The sequence below is a fragment of the Pedobacter sp. MC2016-05 genome (assembly GCF_026239735.1).
GTDB lineage: Bacteria > Bacteroidota > Bacteroidia > Sphingobacteriales > Sphingobacteriaceae > Pedobacter.
Window position 1 is genome coordinate 100,164 of sequence record NZ_JAPIVT010000013.1, and the last position, 16,920, is coordinate 117,083.

A 16,920-nucleotide genomic window follows, 5' to 3' on the forward strand; every position below is an offset into this window, starting at 1 on the left:
TTTAATTTTATTGCGCTGTAAACTCAAAAGCAAGCGCTGCCGTACGATCAACTTTAGGAATAGAAACGCAGGTTTCTCCATCAACACTTTTCCATTTTACTTTGTTACCTGTGGAAAGCAAAATGATTTCAGTGCCTTTTTTGGGTGCGTTTCCTTTCCATTTCACCATATCTGGTATTGCTTGCTCTGGTAAGCAATGAATTGCGAATCTCTTTTTGGAATCTTTACTTTGAGTAAACCAGGTTTGTCTGTCGTGATAATCTTTTGTGATGCGGGTGCCGTAAATTGCTTTTCCATTTTTGGAAGTCCACTTTCCAATTTCATTAAGTTGTTTAGTCACGTCGTCAGGGAGCGTTCCATCTGGTTTTGGCCCAGCACCAAGTAATAAACTGCCACCTTTTGCAACAATTTCTACCAGTTTATGAACTACTTCTGTTGAAGATTTATATTGATCGTTAGGTACAAAACCCCAGGCACCGCCTAAAGTCATGCAACTTTCCCAGGGATAATCCAATTGTTTTTCCGGAATCCGCTGTTCAGGAGTTTGGTAATTTTCGTAAGGACCATGAACGGTTCTATCTACCATTAACAACCCTGGTTGTGCTTTCCTTGCCATTGCAGCAATTTTTGGCATATCAATATCCTGGCTCCATTTAGGGATATTTGCACCCCACGACAGCACCTCTTCGTTCACGGTTTCCAAAGGACGAACCCAGCCCCCATCGAGCCAAAGAATATCTACACTGCCGTAGTTATTCATTAATTCTCCAATCTGGTTGTAGGTAAAATCCTTGAATTTATTCCAACGCCATGGATATTTTTTGATATCGTAATTATTGTTTCGATCTGCCGTAGCATACTTTTGCCACCAATAATATTGCGAATGCCAATCGGGTTTAGAAAAGTAGGCACCAATCATGAAGCCATCTTTTCTAAAAGCATCAAAAACATATTTGGCAACATCTGCCTTTGGGTTATTGGCAAAAGGTCCTTTGGCAATGCTGAAATCGCTTTGCTTGGTATCAAACATGGCAAAACCATCATGATGTTTGGTAGTAAATACGAGATATTTCATCCCTGCAGCTTTCCCCGCAGCCGACCATTTCTCGGGGTTGAACTTAGTTGGATTGAACTTTTTGCTAAAATCCCAGTACCGTTTTTTATATTCCTCGTAAGCGATGGTAGAATCTCTTTCGATCCAATCTTCAGAACAGATAGACCAAGATTCGATAATTCCTGGAACAGCATACAAACCCCAATGGATGATCATGCCAAACTTTTTATCCTGCCACTGCTCTAATTTTTCTTTTACCAAAGGATCTTTTGGCCACTCGTAAGTAGCAGATTGTTTTACAATATCATTGCGTTCCTGTGCAGAAGAAAACGCGATTGAAAGTGAAAATAGATAAAAGGAAAATATTAATTTTTTCATATCAATGTCGTGAGATTTTTTTCATTTAAATCTACAGTCTATTAATCAAATTGACTGTTTTCGATTATTAGGCCGGCAGCTGCTAGTAATTCTGCCTCATCAGTTAGCGTAGATAACTTGATTTTGGTTTGGCCTGCAATTCTTGGTATACAGAATTCATTTATCGCTTGTTGGATTGGAGGCAGCAGCATTTCTCCGGCCTTTGCTCCTCTTCCACTTAACACAATGCATTCTGGGTTAAGAATATGAATTAATGTTGATAACCCCTTTCCTAACTGAAATCCGGCTTTAGACAAAATAGAAACTGCTAAGGGATCTTGAGCAATTACAGCATCTAAAAAATGATCTCTTTGATGTTTAGTTTTATCTTTAAACAACTCTTTCATACTAGATTCTGCGCCATTGGCTAAAGCCTGTCCAGCTTTTTCTGCCATCACGAGCAATGAAGTATCAACCTCTAAACACCCCCTTTTTCCGCAAGAACATAAATTGTTACTATCAGATAGTGGAATATGGCTAAACTCACCAGCATAGCCCGTACTTCCTCTGTAAAGTTGGCCGTTGATAATCATACCAAGCCCCGTTCCCCAGCCAATATTTACAACCATCACTTCTTTCAAATCCATTGCCTCACCGAAATTGAGTTCGGCCAAAGCGATTAAACTTGAATCATTATCAATAAAAACCGGAAGTTTCACTGCTGAGGAAATAAATTCGCGTAATGTTAACCCATTATTAATTGGAAGATAGGACAGGTTTATACCTAATTCTGCATTCACAAAACCTGGCATTCCAATCCCTATACCTAAAATATCTTTTCTTTTTATTTTTGATCTATCAATACTCTCATTAATAAAATTTACCAGTGTACAAACATCGCTTTTATCATTAGACAAGTCGAAATCCAGGTATTGCATGGGTACGATTAACTTTCTAGACATATCATAAACGGTAAGTCTGGTAATGAGTTGATCCATGGCAATGGCCACAATAAATTTATTATGATTTGGGTTAAGCAGGTACATGGACGGGCGTCGACCGCCAGTAGAAGGTGCTAATCCTTGTTCTATGATATAACCTTCAGCCATTAAATTGTTGACAACAGAGGTAACCAATGGTAAACTCTTTTTGGTGAGCTTACTTAAATCGGTTAATGACAGCGCTATTTTATAATAGAGATGCTTGATAATATCAGCTTTTAAACGCTGACCTTTCTCGATGATAACAGACATCTGAACTAAATTTTAATGATAATAATAAGCCTAAGCAAGCTCGGTTATTTTAATAGGAGCTTTTCATCGCCCTCTTTGTATGGAAGAAACAGCATTAACATCGTCATCATCTCATCACTTGATTTCATATCATTAGCTGAAAAAACCATTTTGGGAGGATTATTAGGATTGTTAGGGTTATTTCTCGAGTTATCGTAAGTAGCCTCCATTGTTAAAATGGAACCCTTCGGAATTTTTATCAGTTGCTTGAAACGATAAATTTCTTGCCATCTAAAATCCCATGATGGAATAGAAACTAAATTAATCGTTTTTCCATCTGGTGTTACTGCATAAGCTTTGAAATCTTTTCCCAACAGATGCATATGTGGCCAAATATATAATAAGGACTGATCTTTCGGTGTAACTATCTTTAAGTTAAATTTCTTTATAGAATCAGCCGGAATCATGAAGTAAGGATCAATTGAATTTTCTCCGACTCCAGCAGAACCCAAGCTGACTACATCTATTTTCCTTTCTATTGGTGCCTTTTTAAAGAAAAAATTAACGCCTGAAATGCTTTCTTCTTCTTTTGCTGATGGACCATAATGAATGGTAAGTAGAATTACACCTCTTTTCGGCATTACCCAACCTAAATTAGCCGGATAGGATTCGAATGATGTTCCCGGAATCCAACCCCCATAGTAGGTCATTTCCTTTTTAAATGGCATAAATTGATCATAATCGGATCGGTCGCCATCTGTTAAATTTACATAGTCGGCCGCACTATTGATATCTACACCATCCGCTACCGGATGTATGGCGAAATTTGCATGATGAATAAGTTTCTTATTTGAGGAGAAAAATTCAATTGCCTCTACATTTTTTTCTTCGCCGAGCTCAAATGGTATCTTGAAAACGATGAAACGTTCTTCCCTATCTGATTTGACGATGAAGGGCTTCATTGTTTTTAAAACCAGTTCTGGCTTACGGCTGTATTGTGTTCCTTCTATATAATCCTGCTGCAATTTACCTTTAGCCTTAACTGTACCCTGAGGCATTTTATCATCAACCCAGGCACTAATCATTTTCTTTTCAACTTCACTTAACGACCGATCATTCTCAAAGCTTCGGTAATGATTATCTGGCTTCCAGGGCGGCATAAAACCAGATTGGGTCACTTTCTTTATAAAGCTTCCTCTTTTTGAAACATCTTCATAGGTTAATAATGCAAAAGGTGCCGCTTCTCCTGGCCGGTGGCAGGGTGTGCATTTATTTTTAATTATTGGTGCAATATGCTCATAGTAGGTTAATTTCTGACTAAAACCCCCTTTAATCACTAGTAAGGCAATAAATAATAACAAAATTTTCTTCATTTTATTTGTCGTTAATTAAGCAGCCAACTGGCTTAGTAATTTTAACAGGGTAGTTGGGTGTAGTCAGGTTCGCAAGGGCGTCATTTAAATAATGCGACGTGACAACTTTGCGTTTAACTCCAAGGCTCTCGGCCCAGTTATCAATTAATCCACGATATTTTAGTGTACCCTCTTTATCGATTAAGATAACCTCTGGCGTAGTGGTGGCATTCAATGCTGATGTTAATAATTTTAAATCGTCTACCAACAAGGGGAAACCTACCTTGTATTCATCCTTGAAAGCCGATATTTCCTTCAGTTTATAAGCATTTCCGGGAATTAGGCCCAGTATTTCCACGTTTGGATATTTTAATTTTAATGCGTTAAGTTCCGCTACATAATTTTGACATAGCGGACATTCTGGAGACAGGAAAATAAAAGCCGTAGCCTTACCAGCCATGATATGATCTGTTTTTCCATTTAATGCCTTTAACGGAATTTTTTGCAGCTTTTGAACGGAAATTTTGCTTTGGGCCTTCGCTCCGTAAATGCTTAAATTAATTAGCAACAGATAGGTGAAAATTCTAAACATCCTCTTAATATAAAAAACTCCCGGCTTTCACCAGGAGTTTTTGAAAAAAATTTATTTCTTATCCCACCAAACTCTTCCGGTAATATCACTTGGTCCCTGACCAAAATCAGGATCTGCCTGCATTGCTTTGTAGGCATCTGTAATATTTTGATAGTTTAGATTTGTGATTGACGGGATGCTTAACGCTGCTCTTCTTGGAATAGATTGCTCGGTACCCGAGGCTATAATCCTTTCAAGCGCAACAACAGTTGTGGTATTTGGCATACCTGTTCTTTTAAAAATTGCCCAGGCTTCGTTAGGTTGTTTAAAAAAGTTAAGGTAAGCCTGACTGATAATTTGATCCAAACCTTTGGCTGCATCATACTTAACTGGCGTTTTAGCAAGATAGTTGCTAATTTCTGTCGCTGTTACGGCTTGATAATTAGCAGCACCTGTGCGATCAATAATTTTAGCTTTGTTTGCAAGATCATCATACAACCTGATAGATGCTTCTACACCTTTATTGTACCAGCTTTCAGCGCTTTCTGATGTTACGCCTCTTGCTGCTAACTCAGCACGCATAAAACAAACATCAGGATAAGTAATCAAAGGAAATGCGTTCATCCCTGTACCGCCATTTTCACCAGCGGCAAAAAGGCGTGGTTGAATCAGTGATAAGGTATCCATCACCTGGGGCACACTTTGTCCACTTGCATTTCTTACCGTGATAGTGATGTTGTTAAGGAATTTAGCAAAGTCTGGCGCAGCAGAGGCATCCGGACTTGTAGCAACACCATAATATCTTCTCGGATCGAAGGTTGAAGAAGCTGGAACTTTACCTTGTGCCTTAGCCAGGTCGAAATTGGTTTGACTAAATAAATTCTCCTGATAGAAAAACCTGATTCGAGGATCGGAATTGGTATACATGAAATCAACAATTGGCCTAGGAGCACGCAGGTTCCCAGCCGACCAGTCTCCACCATCTGCGTAGTTGGCATTGGCTCTAAAAATCCAACTTTCATTCGCATTATCAATCAAACCACCTGGGGCGGCTAAAATATCCAATACTTTAGTTCTCATTTTAGCAGCATCTCTCTTCATTAAACGCATCGCTATTCTCAATCTTGTTGAGTTTGCCACTTTTATCCATTTAGCCACATCACCCTGAAAAAACAGGTCGTTTTTACCAAAAGAAGTTTGTGCAACAGGTTGCGTTGCACTTAAAGTTGTTACTGCGCTTTTTAATTGAGCGTCAAGAATATCAAATAGTTCAGGTTGAGTGTTATATTTTGGTGTTTCAGTACCGCCATATCTCACCATAAAGGCATCTGTGTATGGAATGCTGCCACTAATATCAGAAACATAAAAGGCATAATAAGCCTTAACTATTTTTGCAATTTCGACTTCATGTACTCTTTTTGCCTGTTCTTCTGCAGACATTTTTCTAATCAGTTGTTCTACATCTGTAAGGTTACCACCTACTGCAGGATAGAAAATGCCATAACGAACATTTCTTAAACTGCCAGATTCCGAAATAAATGTTACACTATTTCCAGCAAGTGGAGTCAACATTTGCATCCAGGGCATAATGCCTCGAAAGTTATCATAATAAGCCTCGAAACGGTCTCCTTGAATACTTGCAACAGCATTCATAAATTGTTGTTCCGGAGTAATTACATCGATCAGCTGAGGATTGGTGTTCAGTTCAACAAACTTCTCCTTTTTACAGCCTGTAATGGTCAGCCCAATTAAAGCTGTACAGGTTAAACCTATTTTATATATCGTTTTCATTTCAATTTCTTTTTTAAATTACTATAAAGAACCTTTTAATGAGAATGCAAATGTACGTACGTAAGGCATACCTCCGTATTCTGCAAAAGCTCCTGCAGTATTATTGAACAAACCTTCAGGATTAAGATGATCTGGTAAACTGTTGTATATGTAAGTTAAATTCCTTGCGATTACACTTACGTTAATTCGGTTGAAACTAAGTTTTTCTGTGAATTTTTTAGGTAAAGTATATCCTACCGAAACCTCTCTCAGTGCAACCCAGCTATTTTCGAATGTAGAATATTCTCTAATACCTGTAGACCATTGTGTTAAACGTGCGTAATGGACACGGGCACTTACTGGCTGAATCAGCCCTCTGTTCACAGCCTCCTGGAAAGTTAAACCAGAAACATTAACATTACTGATTGTTGTACCTGCTGCAAAAACACCTTCAGGGATGATACCATCATTTGCAATGATATTTCCTTGTGCATCTTTTCTAGGTAAACCACCTAAATCAGCAGAACGGCCAAATAATGTGCTTTCAAATGCACCGAAATTTGTGCCATACTGATGTGTTCCAGAAGCTATTAAACCACCTACTTTAGCATCAATTTGGAAATTAACATTAAAGTTTTTATACCTGATATTATTGATTAAGCTTCCGTTGTACTTTTCCATCATACTACCCAAATTTTTGTTGCCCTGGCCTAAATCACCACTTCTCCAATAACTTCCATTTGCTTTTAAAAGCTTTTGACCGCTGTTAGGATCAGTAGCATAACCATAACCAGTATAAATACTTCCGTATTCTTGTCCTGCAACAGCAACTGAACTCATGTCAGCTCCAAATGCATACCCCAAAGTGTAAGTATCAACGCCTGGAGCTAATTCAATAATTTTATTGCGATTGCGAGCAAAGTTCAAGGTGGTATTCCATTCAAGATTATTCGACTTAATTGGTGTACCAGTCAATAGTATTTCTATACCCTTGTTCTGAATGTTTCCTGCATTAAATAGTTTTTGACGAACTCCAGACTCAGACGGCAATGCCAATGACAAAATCTGATTAGTTGTATTCTTTTTATAGAATGAGAAATCTATTCCAAATCGATCATTAAAGAAACGTAATTCTGCTCCCAATTCAATTTCCTTAGTTAACTCATTTTTCAATTGTGAATTTCCTAAAGTATATTCAGGATATCCATACCTAGGCATTTGATTGCCATTTTCATCAATATAAGTGCTTAAAAACGAATATTTACCTTTACTCGTTGTGTATGGCGCAGTTCCCAATCCGGTGTGACCATAATTGGCTCTTAATTTACCGTATGAAAGAAATGCGAAAGCATCATTATTTTTTAAAGATTCAGAAAAAACATAAGATAAACCTACTGATGGATATAAATAACTATAATCGCCACTACCATCAGGATAAGTTAAAGTTGAAGACCAATCGTTTCTTACACTATAGTTTAACGTAAGCATATTTTTATAAGAGAAATCTCCGTAAGCATATACCGCATCGGTACGTTGGCTTCCATCTATCGAGAAGTCAGTAACTGCTGTATTTACAGAGTTTCCGATAAAGAACTTACCCGGATCTTTCAATCCTCCGTCAGTTCTGGTACGGGTGTAGTTATTACCAAAATCTTTAGTGGTTTCGGCACCAACACTTAAGCTTAAGCTGAAATTATCTGTAATTTGCTTATTTCCGTTTAATAAAAACTGGAACCTTGTACTTCTTTGATCTGACTGGCTTTTAGCATATTCGCCTCCGGTAAACCCAACACCTGTACCAATATTTTTTGTTTCCTGTGAAGTATTGATTTGGTTTAACGTACCACGTAAAACTGCATTTAACCATGGCCTAATATTGGCTGTAATATCAAGGTTACCTCTAAAATTGTTTTCACGTTGTCTAACGTTAGTATTGTAGATCGACCACCAAAGCGGAGCTAAACCATATGGGTCATCGCTACCTGTTAAGATACCGCCATTTGTTGGGCTAATATATTTGTCTTTCCAATAGTTGGTATCATAGCTTCTTGGATTCGCGTAAACCAAGGCAAATAAAGGATTATTGTTATTTGACTGGTTAACCGGATTAAAACTATTACTAGTAGTATAGTTTACACCAGCGTTAATTTCGAATAGTTTAGCAAATTTATGCGAACCTCTAAAATCGAAAGCGTCCCGCTCAAATTTATTATTTGGCAAAATACCTGTGCTGAAAAGTTTAGTATATGAAAGACGGAAAGTTCCGTTTTCGTTAGCCCCCTGGAATGCAAGATTTGAATTGCTGTAGTTTCCTAATTTATAGGCATCAAGTAGATTATTTGGCTTTGCATCCCATGTAATTATCCTACCATCAATGTCCTTAACCTGACTTCCGTCGAATCTTGGGCCAAAGCTCCAAAAATAGTTAGCGGCATCAACCTGTGGAATACCATCGGTACCTTTCGTAAATGTTGGATTAATACCCGCACCGAAGTCATTCTGTAAATCCATAGTCCGGTAAGCCTCCTCGATTGTTTGAGTATGAGAAAATGAAATTCCTAAACCCTGACCTGCTTTCCCTTTTTTAGACGTGATCAAAAGCACTCCATTCTGGGCTCTCGAACCATATAAAGAACTTGCAGCAGCACCTTTCAATACCGTTATGCTTTCATAATCATCAGCATTTAAGTTTTTCATGATGTTACCAAAATCCTGGGCACCATTACCATATGAGTCAGCTCCTGAAACACCTGGCTGAATCAAAACTCCATCAATCACAACTAAAGGTTGAGTATTCGGACTTAATGAAGAGTTACCCCTGATTCTGATTCTTGATGATGATTGCGGACCGCCTGTTCCCTGGTTAATCACAACACCAGCTACTTTACCCTGTAAAGCGTTTACAATGTTTGGTTCATTGGCACGAACCAAATCATCGCCTTTTACATCCTGAATAGAATAACTCAACTTTCTGGTTTGTTGCTTCACTCCAAAACCTGTTGTTACTACTACTTCATCAAGGGCTTTAGAATCTTCTTTCAGAGAGATGTCTATTGATGAACGATTTTCAACTGGTATTTCAGTTCTTAAATATCCAATTGCTGAGAAAACAATAGATTCTCCTGGGTTTAGAGAAAGACTATATTTTCCGTTTGCATCAGTTTGGGTTGCCCGCTTCGTTCCTTTTACAGAAACACTAACCCCAGGCACGGGGTTTCCGGTTACATCTTTAACGGTACCAGTAACCGTTTTTTGAGCATACGCACCTATAAACAATAATGTTAATAAGAATGCAGTAAATAGCCCTTTGTAGATTTTTTTCATTACAAATGAATTTAGTTAATAAATAGTTTGGTTGTCGGCTTTGTGAAGATTGTTTCTGTTCTGTAATTATAATAGTTTGATTAGGTTAAAATATTCTCACCACTTGTAGCTAATCTGTATTGTGCTAACGTACTCGATGTAATCGTAAATTCGAAGCACTCTATCGCTGTAGTTATCAGGCGATAGGAGTGTAAGCTTGGTTGTTTGTAACAAACTTAATAAATAAATTTAAAACTTAAAATAAACTTATTAATTTTTTTTAAAAGTTTACCACAAAACAAAAAAAGGCTTAGATTTCTCTAAGCCTTTTTTTGTTTTGATTTTCCAGGAAAAACTAGTCAATTCCTCTAAATAACCTGCTCCATCTTATTTTACTAAAGAAAGAAGCATCACTATCCCAGCTCATCCAAATAAATAATGCTTTACCTACAATATGATCTTCGGGAACGAAACCCCAGTAACGTGAATCTGCTGAATTATGGCGATTATCTCCCATCATCCAGTAATAATTCATTTTAAAAGTGTAAGTGTTTGCCACCTTATCGTTGATGTACCAAACGCCACCCTTCTTCTCTACTTTATTTCCTTCATAAGTTCTGATGGCTCTGTAGTAAAGTGGCATTGTCAAACTATCTATTTTCACCGTCCAACCTTTGGCGGGAACTTTAATCGGTCCGAAGTTGTCCCGGTTCCAAACCCGATTTGGATCGTGAGGGAAAACTCCACCTTGCTCAGGACCGGCAGCATCAGGGCTTAGCGTTACCGAACTGATAAAATCAAAAGCTTTCAATTTATCAGCTATTTCTGGTGACGCATTTACGATATAGGTATTTTCAGCAATTGCAGGACTATTACCCAAATCCAATTTAAATTCATCGAGCGCTGCGTAATTAAAATCCATAGTTTTAAATACGATTTTATAAGGCATCATGCCCGTATTTTTTAATGGCTCTTGCTTTCCGTTTACAACAGCAACGCCGTTAGCCATTGAAATCACATCACCTGAAATGGCGATGCAACGCTTAATAAAGTTCTCTCTTTTATCAACTGGCCGATCAACAATCGTAAAGTTATTACGAACTTGCTCTCTACCCATGTTACGAACCATATTGTAGTAACTATCTGACTGATTTTCTACAGCAACGGTATCACCTTCCGGAAAATTAAAAACCACTACGTCGTTTCTTTTTATTTCGGATAAGCCAGGCAAACGGTGATATTTCCATTGAACGCCATCCCAATAGGCTTTTGTTGATGTTGTTAACGGCATTGTGTGGTGTGCAAAAGGGAAAGCAACCGGTGTCATCGGGATGCGGGCTCCATAATTAACTTTACTCACAAAAAGAAAGTCGCCAATTAATAAAGAACGCTCCATTGATCCGGATGGAATGGTGTAAGCTTCAATAAAAAAAACACGAATAATGGTTGCTGCCACTACAGCGAAAACAATGGCATCGACCCATTCTCTTGTTTTTGTTTTTTTCTTTTTAGTGGCATCTTTTTTTCGTTGCCAGAATTTATAATTCATATTATTTTATGCTATTAAAGCCCCACCCCAACCCTCCCCAGAAGGGAGGGAGTTGCAAAGCGACTTAAAATCTTTGTTTCTTATTTCTTGCTCTTTGTTCCTTAATCTTTGTTCCTTGCTCCTTAATCCTTGTGCCTTAATCCTTGCTCCTCACTCTTCCTTCTCGCTCCTATTCAAAAATATCAGTGATACTGAAAAATCCTTTTTTGTCTTTTAGCCATTCTGCAGCAACCACAGCGCCTAAAGCAAAACCTGCTCTGCTGTGTGCAGTATGTTTAATTTCAATGTCGTCTACCTCGCTGCTGTAAATCACCGTGTGCGTTCCCGGTATGTTTTCAATGCGATGCGATTCAATAAGCAGTTGATCTGCTTTCGCGAAAGCTTCTACATCTGTTCCCACAACTTCATTTAACCACTCTGTCTTTCTCTCTAAATTATCTACGATACCTTCGGCAATTGTAATTGCAGTACCACTTGGCGCATCTAATTTTTGTGTGTGATGAATTTCCTCCACCTGCACTTCATAGGCCGGGTAGTTATTCATCAGCCTTGCTAAAGTTTCATTTAACTTAAAAAACAAATTAACGCCAATACTGAAGTTAGACCCATAGAGCAAAGTATTGTTACTGGTATTACAGTCATTTTTAACTTCCTGCAATTTGCCGTACCAACCTGTTGTACCTACCACGACAGGAACATTTGCATCGAAACACGCACTAATGTTATTTAAAACCGAATCAGGTGTACTAAAATCGATAGCCACATCTGCCGATTTTAGGTTCTGCCTGGTTAAATCTTCCTGGTTATCGATGGATATTTTTAGCACGATTTCATGACCGCGTTCAAGAGCAAATTTTTCTATAATCTGTCCCATTTTGCCATAACCTAAAAGCGCAATTTTCATGGATTTATTTTTAAAAAGTTAGAGATAATTTTAAGGCTGGCATGGCTCTAAAGCTGTACATGCTGTTTGAATTTATCAATGTAGGAACCGCCCTGAAGGATAATTTATCATCGATATTAAAGAAGTGCAAACGAGCCGCAACGTAAGCATCTACCACGTTCGCGATGTAAACTAAACCGTATGAGAAAAGTACAATTTGCTTGTTTCTCCTGTAAGTATCTTTGCCGGTAGTGATCCCTGAAGTAGAAAATTCACTTCCATCGTCTTTAATAAATGGCCCATTAGGATCTGCCTTGCCGCCGTGATTATTCCGATACTGTAATTCTTTCAGGTACAAATCATATTGTTTACTACTCTCGATATACGACAGCGTTAATACGGTAAACCCACCATAAATGGCTCCTATTTTACCTATGGTGTAAATGCGTTGGAAGGTAAGATTTTTACCCGCCCTGGAACCATCATTCAATAGTTGAAGATTGTAAATCTGGCCAAGTCCGGGCAATATTAATGATTTTAAAACTGCCTTTCTTCCGGCAACTTTACCTGGGTTTACATATTTGGATTTTACGGAATCACGCCGGGTCATTACTTTAGGCGAATCTACTTTCATAGGCCTATAGTTACGACTTTTCAGCGTATCAGTTGCTTTTGATACTGTATCTTCTACCTGAGCCGAAGCTTGGTTTACCAGAAAAAACGTAAATAAAGACACCAGTATTAAAAGCTTATTGAAATGCATTACCAGTCTAATAATTCTAAAATTCGGTTCAAATCATCATCACTCATAAAAGGAATTTCGATAGCGCCTTTGCCATTCTGCGAAACTTTCAATTTTACACGTGTAGCAAATTTAGATGCCAGATCATCCTGCAGTTTTTGATATTGGAAAGAAACGCCCTTTACTGCTGGCTTCTCCTCGATTTTGAGTGGCGAATGCTGTAAATTACGAACCAGTTCTTCTACTTTACGTACTGACAAACCTTTATCTAAAATCTCCTGATGGATAAATAATTGTTTATCAACACCATCAACATTAATTAAAGCCCGGGCATGCCCCATTGATATTCGCTGATCGCGGATGGAAGCTTGAATGGCCGGTGGAAGTTTCAATAAACGCAAATAGTTGGTTACTGTGGTACGATTTTTTCCAACCCGCTCACCTAACTGTTCTTGTTTTAAACCCACCTCATCAATCATCCTCTGAAAACTTAATGCAACCTCAATGGCGTTCAGGTTTTCTCTTTGGATGTTTTCGATCAATGCCATCTCCAACATCTGTTGGTCGTTAGCACTTCGAATATATGCTGGTACTTGTGTTAAGCCTGCTAGTTTGGAAGCCCTAAATCTACGCTCACCAGAAATTAACTGGTATTTGTTTGCACCGATTTTTCTTACCGTAATGGGCTGGATTAAGCCTTGTACTTTGATGGAATCTGCTAGCTCATTTAAAGCTACCTGATCAAACTCGGTACGTGGTTGATAGGGATTGGTTTCAACTTCCGTTAAACTTACATGACTGATATTACCAATCTGCTCGGTTTCACTTACAGCATTTACTTGCTGTTTTGATGGATGAGAAGATTCGCTATCATCTAAAAGCGCACTTAACCCTCTTCCTAAACCTGTTTTTCGCTGAAAAGATGTCATCTATAATTTATAAAGTTGCTGTATCTATGTTTTCTTCCTCTTTTAACAGTCCGTTTTTCTTCACGATTTCTCGGGCAAGATTGAGGTAGTTAATTGCGCCTTTGCAATTGGCATCATGCATAATTACCGAAACGCCATAACTTGGTGCCTCACTTAAACGGGTATTTCGCTGAATAATGGTATCAAAAACCAACTCATGGAAATGCGTACGAACCTCTTCAACCACCTGGTTTGATAAACGTAAACGAACATCGTACATGGTTAATAAGATTCCTTCTATTTCCAATTCAGGGTTTAAACGGTTTTGAACAATTTTAATTGTATTTAACAATTTACCCAAACCCTCTAACGCAAAATATTCGCATTGAACCGGAATAATAACCGAATCGGCTGCTGTTAAAGCATTGATGGTAATTAATCCTAACGAAGGAGAGCAATCGATGATAATGAAATCGTATTGATCTTTAATTTTTTCTAACACCGCTTTCATTTTATACTCACGGTTATTGAGATTGATCATTTCAATTTCGGCACCAACCAAATCAATATGCGCAGGTAACAAATCTAAATTTGGAGTATCTGTTTTTTGGATAGCCTGGGCAGGGTCGATATCGTTGATGATACATTCGTAGATACTGTCCTTGATATTCCGGGGATCAAAACCAATACCTGAAGTTGAATTCGCCTGAGGATCAGCATCTACCAATAAAGTTTTGTATTCTAAAACGGCTAAACTCGCCGCAAGGTTTATAGATGAAGTTGTTTTACCAACACCACCTTTTTGATTTGCTAATGCAATTATTTTGCTCATCTATCTATCCGAAATTTAATAACGCGTATTTGGGCGCTGTTTATTTATGCCTTTAAATCGGCAAAAAGTTCTATTTTTGCGTTGTTTACGCCCTTTTTATCAATCAGCTAAGATACAAACTATATGGTAATTTTAGCAAGAAGGTCTATCGGGTTTTAAACATCTTATTAACAATTCATTCATGATCACAATTATAGCTGCCACCAACAGGCCCAATAGTAACACGCTAAAAATTGCTAAATATTACCAAGCGCAACTGAAAATAAAAGGCCAGGAAGCTGGCATTTTTAGTTTGGAAGATTTGCCTGCAGATATTTTAAATACGGATATGTTTGGAAAGCGGTCGCCAGCGTTTCAAGAAATTCAAAATTTGATTAGCGAGACAGACAAGTTTATTTTTGTGATGCCTGAATACAATGGAAGTTATCCCGGAGTGTTAAAGGTAATGATCGACGCCGCCGATTTCCCGGGAAGTTTTTATGATAAAAAAGCAGCGTTGGTTGGCTTATCGTCTGGTAAATATGGAAACATTCGTGGAGTAGATCATTTCACTGGAGTGTGCCATTATATTCACCTGAATGTGCTTCCACTGAGGATACATATCCCTAACATCAAACAGGAGCTCGATGAAAATGGAAATTTATTTCAAGAAGACACTGTTAAATTTACGAATGAACAGATAGATAAATTCATCAACTTTTAACCAGAATTTTGAAGGATTTAAAGATTTTAAGATCAATGCCTTCACTCCTTGCATGCCTGCGCTCCTTCCTAACGAGCACGAAAATAGCTTATCGATTTAATCGAATTTGTTTATCCGCCTTCGCCGGTGCCTGCGCTCCTTCCTAACGAGTGCAAAATAGCTTATCGATTTATCGAATTCGTCTATCCGCCTTGGCATAGGCCTGCGCTCGTTTCTAACGAGTGCAAAATAGCTTATCGATTTAATCGATTTCCTTTATCCGCCTTGGCATAGGCCTGCGCTCGTTTCTAACGAGTGCAAAATAGCTTATCGATTTAATCGACTTCCTTTATCCACCTTGGCATATGCCTGCGCTCGTTTCTAACGAGCGCAAAATAGCTTATCGATTTAATCGACTTCCTTTATCCACCTTGGCATATGCCTGCGCTCGTTTCTAACGAGTGCAAAATAGGTTATCGATTTAATCGATTTCTTTAATATGCCTACGCTTGTCTCTAATAGATACAAAACAAAGTCACTGTTTTTCTAAAGCGTAAACTGCAAATGAGGCTAGCCAGTGATCGCCACCGTAATTACCGGCAAAAACCAGGGGCAAGGCATTAGCTAAGAATTTATCAGCTGTACTTTCAAAATGTTTTTTCCATTTATGGTTTTCCGCCAATTCTTTCGCAATTCCTTTCATGCACCATGCTCGGGTAAAGGATAAACCCACTAAATGAACGCCCTGATAATCGTTGATATCGCTGATGATTGGCAGATCGCTAATCCTATCCAGACTTCTTTTTTCATAGAATTTATTTAGCCAGTTTACAAAGTCTTTTTTTGGAAGAACCCGCCTGATTAAATCGGCAATCTCTAAACTTGGCGAAAAGAAGTCGGATCCATCTGGCTCAAGGTAAGCTGGAGTTGCCTTGTTATCCAAATAGAAAGCTTTTGCCTTTTCTTCAATCTGTTTTTCGAATGCTACGTCTTTGAAAGTTCTTGCCCAATCTAAGGCGAATACTAAACCAAAAGCCGTATTGGGATGTACGCCCGTTCTGTTGGGATAAGTTTGCTTTGGCAAATAGGCTTTCCAGAGCTTCAAAATCTGTTGCGTTAAAGGTTGCAAAGCAGCATGCCATTTTTTAGCATCCGGATTATCCCAGGTGTACAGTTCCTGATCAAGCTTTAATAACCAGGCCCAGCCGTAAGTGCGCTCATAAGTACTGGCCACCTGATATTTAGTAAAATACTCGGCTTCGGCTTTCATCTTATCAGGAGAAAAGGTTTTATCCAAAACCGCAATAATTTCAGTCTTGCTTTTAAGATCAGGAACCGTTTTTAGCAATCGCAGCAACATCCAATGGCCGTGAACAGAACTGTGCCAATCTAAACAACCAAAAAAAGCGGGATGCAGTTCGCTTGGCAGTAACCTTCCATCAACTGCTGTATTGGCCACATGCGAAGTTTTATTCGGAAACTCCTGAATAATGCATCCAAGCGGCATCTTGGCTAGCTTTTCTGCAACATCAGCAGTTAAAGTGGGTACAACCTGTGCCGAAGCAAATACGAAAGAGAATATAAGAATGCAAAAGGAAATGCTTTTTTTCATGATTGATTTAATTATAAGCCATTTAATTATCATCGGGAATGGCCGCATAACCATTTCAAATCTCCCACACCAT

Annotated in this window: 13 protein-coding genes; 1 reads left to right on the plus strand and 12 read right to left on the minus strand. The window is 38.4% G+C overall.

All coding sequences use genetic code 11. The features are described 5' to 3' along the window. Nucleotides 1-7: 7 nt before the first annotated feature. The 11 genes from OQZ33_RS16235 to OQZ33_RS16285 form a co-directional block, all read right to left on the minus strand. Nucleotides 8-1,432 carry an alpha-L-fucosidase gene (locus OQZ33_RS16235; protein ID WP_265800151.1) on the minus strand — a complete coding sequence of 475 codons (1,425 nt, stop codon included), beginning with the start codon at nt 1,430-1,432 and terminating at the stop codon, nt 8-10. A gap of 41 nt (nt 1,433-1,473) precedes the next feature. Then, nucleotides 1,474-2,664: an ROK family protein gene (locus tag OQZ33_RS16240; RefSeq protein WP_265800152.1), complete on the minus strand. Its 1,191-nt coding sequence runs from the start codon at nt 2,662-2,664 to the stop codon at nt 1,474-1,476. Between the two features lie 44 nt (nt 2,665-2,708). Continuing rightward, nucleotides 2,709-4,016, minus strand: a complete 1,308-nt coding sequence (locus OQZ33_RS16245; protein ID WP_056848696.1) for a calcium-binding protein — start codon at nt 4,014-4,016, stop codon at nt 2,709-2,711. Between the two features lies 1 nt (nt 4,017). After that, complete coding sequence (locus OQZ33_RS16250) at nt 4,018-4,587, minus strand: redoxin domain-containing protein (RefSeq protein ID WP_265800153.1); 570 nt, start codon at nt 4,585-4,587, stop codon at nt 4,018-4,020. A 51-nt stretch (nt 4,588-4,638) separates the two neighbouring features. Then, complete coding sequence (locus OQZ33_RS16255) at nt 4,639-6,357, minus strand: SusD/RagB family nutrient-binding outer membrane lipoprotein (protein ID WP_265800154.1); 1,719 nt, start codon at nt 6,355-6,357, stop codon at nt 4,639-4,641. Between the two features lie 21 nt (nt 6,358-6,378). Continuing rightward, on the minus strand, nt 6,379-9,660 hold the full coding sequence (locus OQZ33_RS16260; protein WP_056848693.1) for a SusC/RagA family TonB-linked outer membrane protein: 3,282 nt from the start codon (nt 9,658-9,660) through the stop codon (nt 6,379-6,381). A gap of 334 nt (nt 9,661-9,994) precedes the next feature. Next, nucleotides 9,995-11,188 (minus strand): signal peptidase I, encoded by a 1,194-nt coding sequence (lepB, locus tag OQZ33_RS16265; protein ID WP_056848692.1) that lies wholly within the window; start codon nt 11,186-11,188, stop codon nt 9,995-9,997. 169 nt (nt 11,189-11,357) lie between these two features. Further along, nucleotides 11,358-12,092 carry a 4-hydroxy-tetrahydrodipicolinate reductase gene (dapB, locus tag OQZ33_RS16270; protein WP_265800156.1) on the minus strand — a complete coding sequence of 245 codons (735 nt, stop codon included), beginning with the start codon at nt 12,090-12,092 and terminating at the stop codon, nt 11,358-11,360. Nucleotides 12,093-12,102: 10 nt separating this feature from the next. Continuing rightward, entirely contained in the window at nt 12,103-12,705 is a 603-nt protein-coding gene (locus tag OQZ33_RS16275) for a DUF5683 domain-containing protein (RefSeq protein ID WP_265800158.1), read from the minus strand. 128 nt (nt 12,706-12,833) lie between these two features. After that, nucleotides 12,834-13,742, minus strand: a complete 909-nt coding sequence (locus tag OQZ33_RS16280) for a ParB/RepB/Spo0J family partition protein (protein WP_265800159.1) — start codon at nt 13,740-13,742, stop codon at nt 12,834-12,836. A gap of 7 nt (nt 13,743-13,749) precedes the next feature. Then, nucleotides 13,750-14,553: a ParA family protein gene (locus tag OQZ33_RS16285; protein WP_056848688.1), complete on the minus strand. Its 804-nt coding sequence runs from the start codon at nt 14,551-14,553 to the stop codon at nt 13,750-13,752. A 181-nt stretch (nt 14,554-14,734) separates the two neighbouring features. Between OQZ33_RS16285 and OQZ33_RS16290 the strand changes: the two genes are divergently transcribed. After that, a complete protein-coding gene (locus OQZ33_RS16290) occupies nt 14,735-15,256 on the plus strand; it encodes an NADPH-dependent FMN reductase (RefSeq protein WP_056848687.1) in 522 nt (173 codons plus the stop codon). Nucleotides 15,257-15,770: 514 nt separating this feature from the next. On the opposite strand, the gene OQZ33_RS16295 is transcribed toward OQZ33_RS16290, so the two are convergent. Then, entirely contained in the window at nt 15,771-16,847 is a 1,077-nt protein-coding gene (locus OQZ33_RS16295) for a DUF2891 domain-containing protein (protein ID WP_265800161.1), read from the minus strand. Nucleotides 16,848-16,920 lie beyond the last annotated feature (73 nt).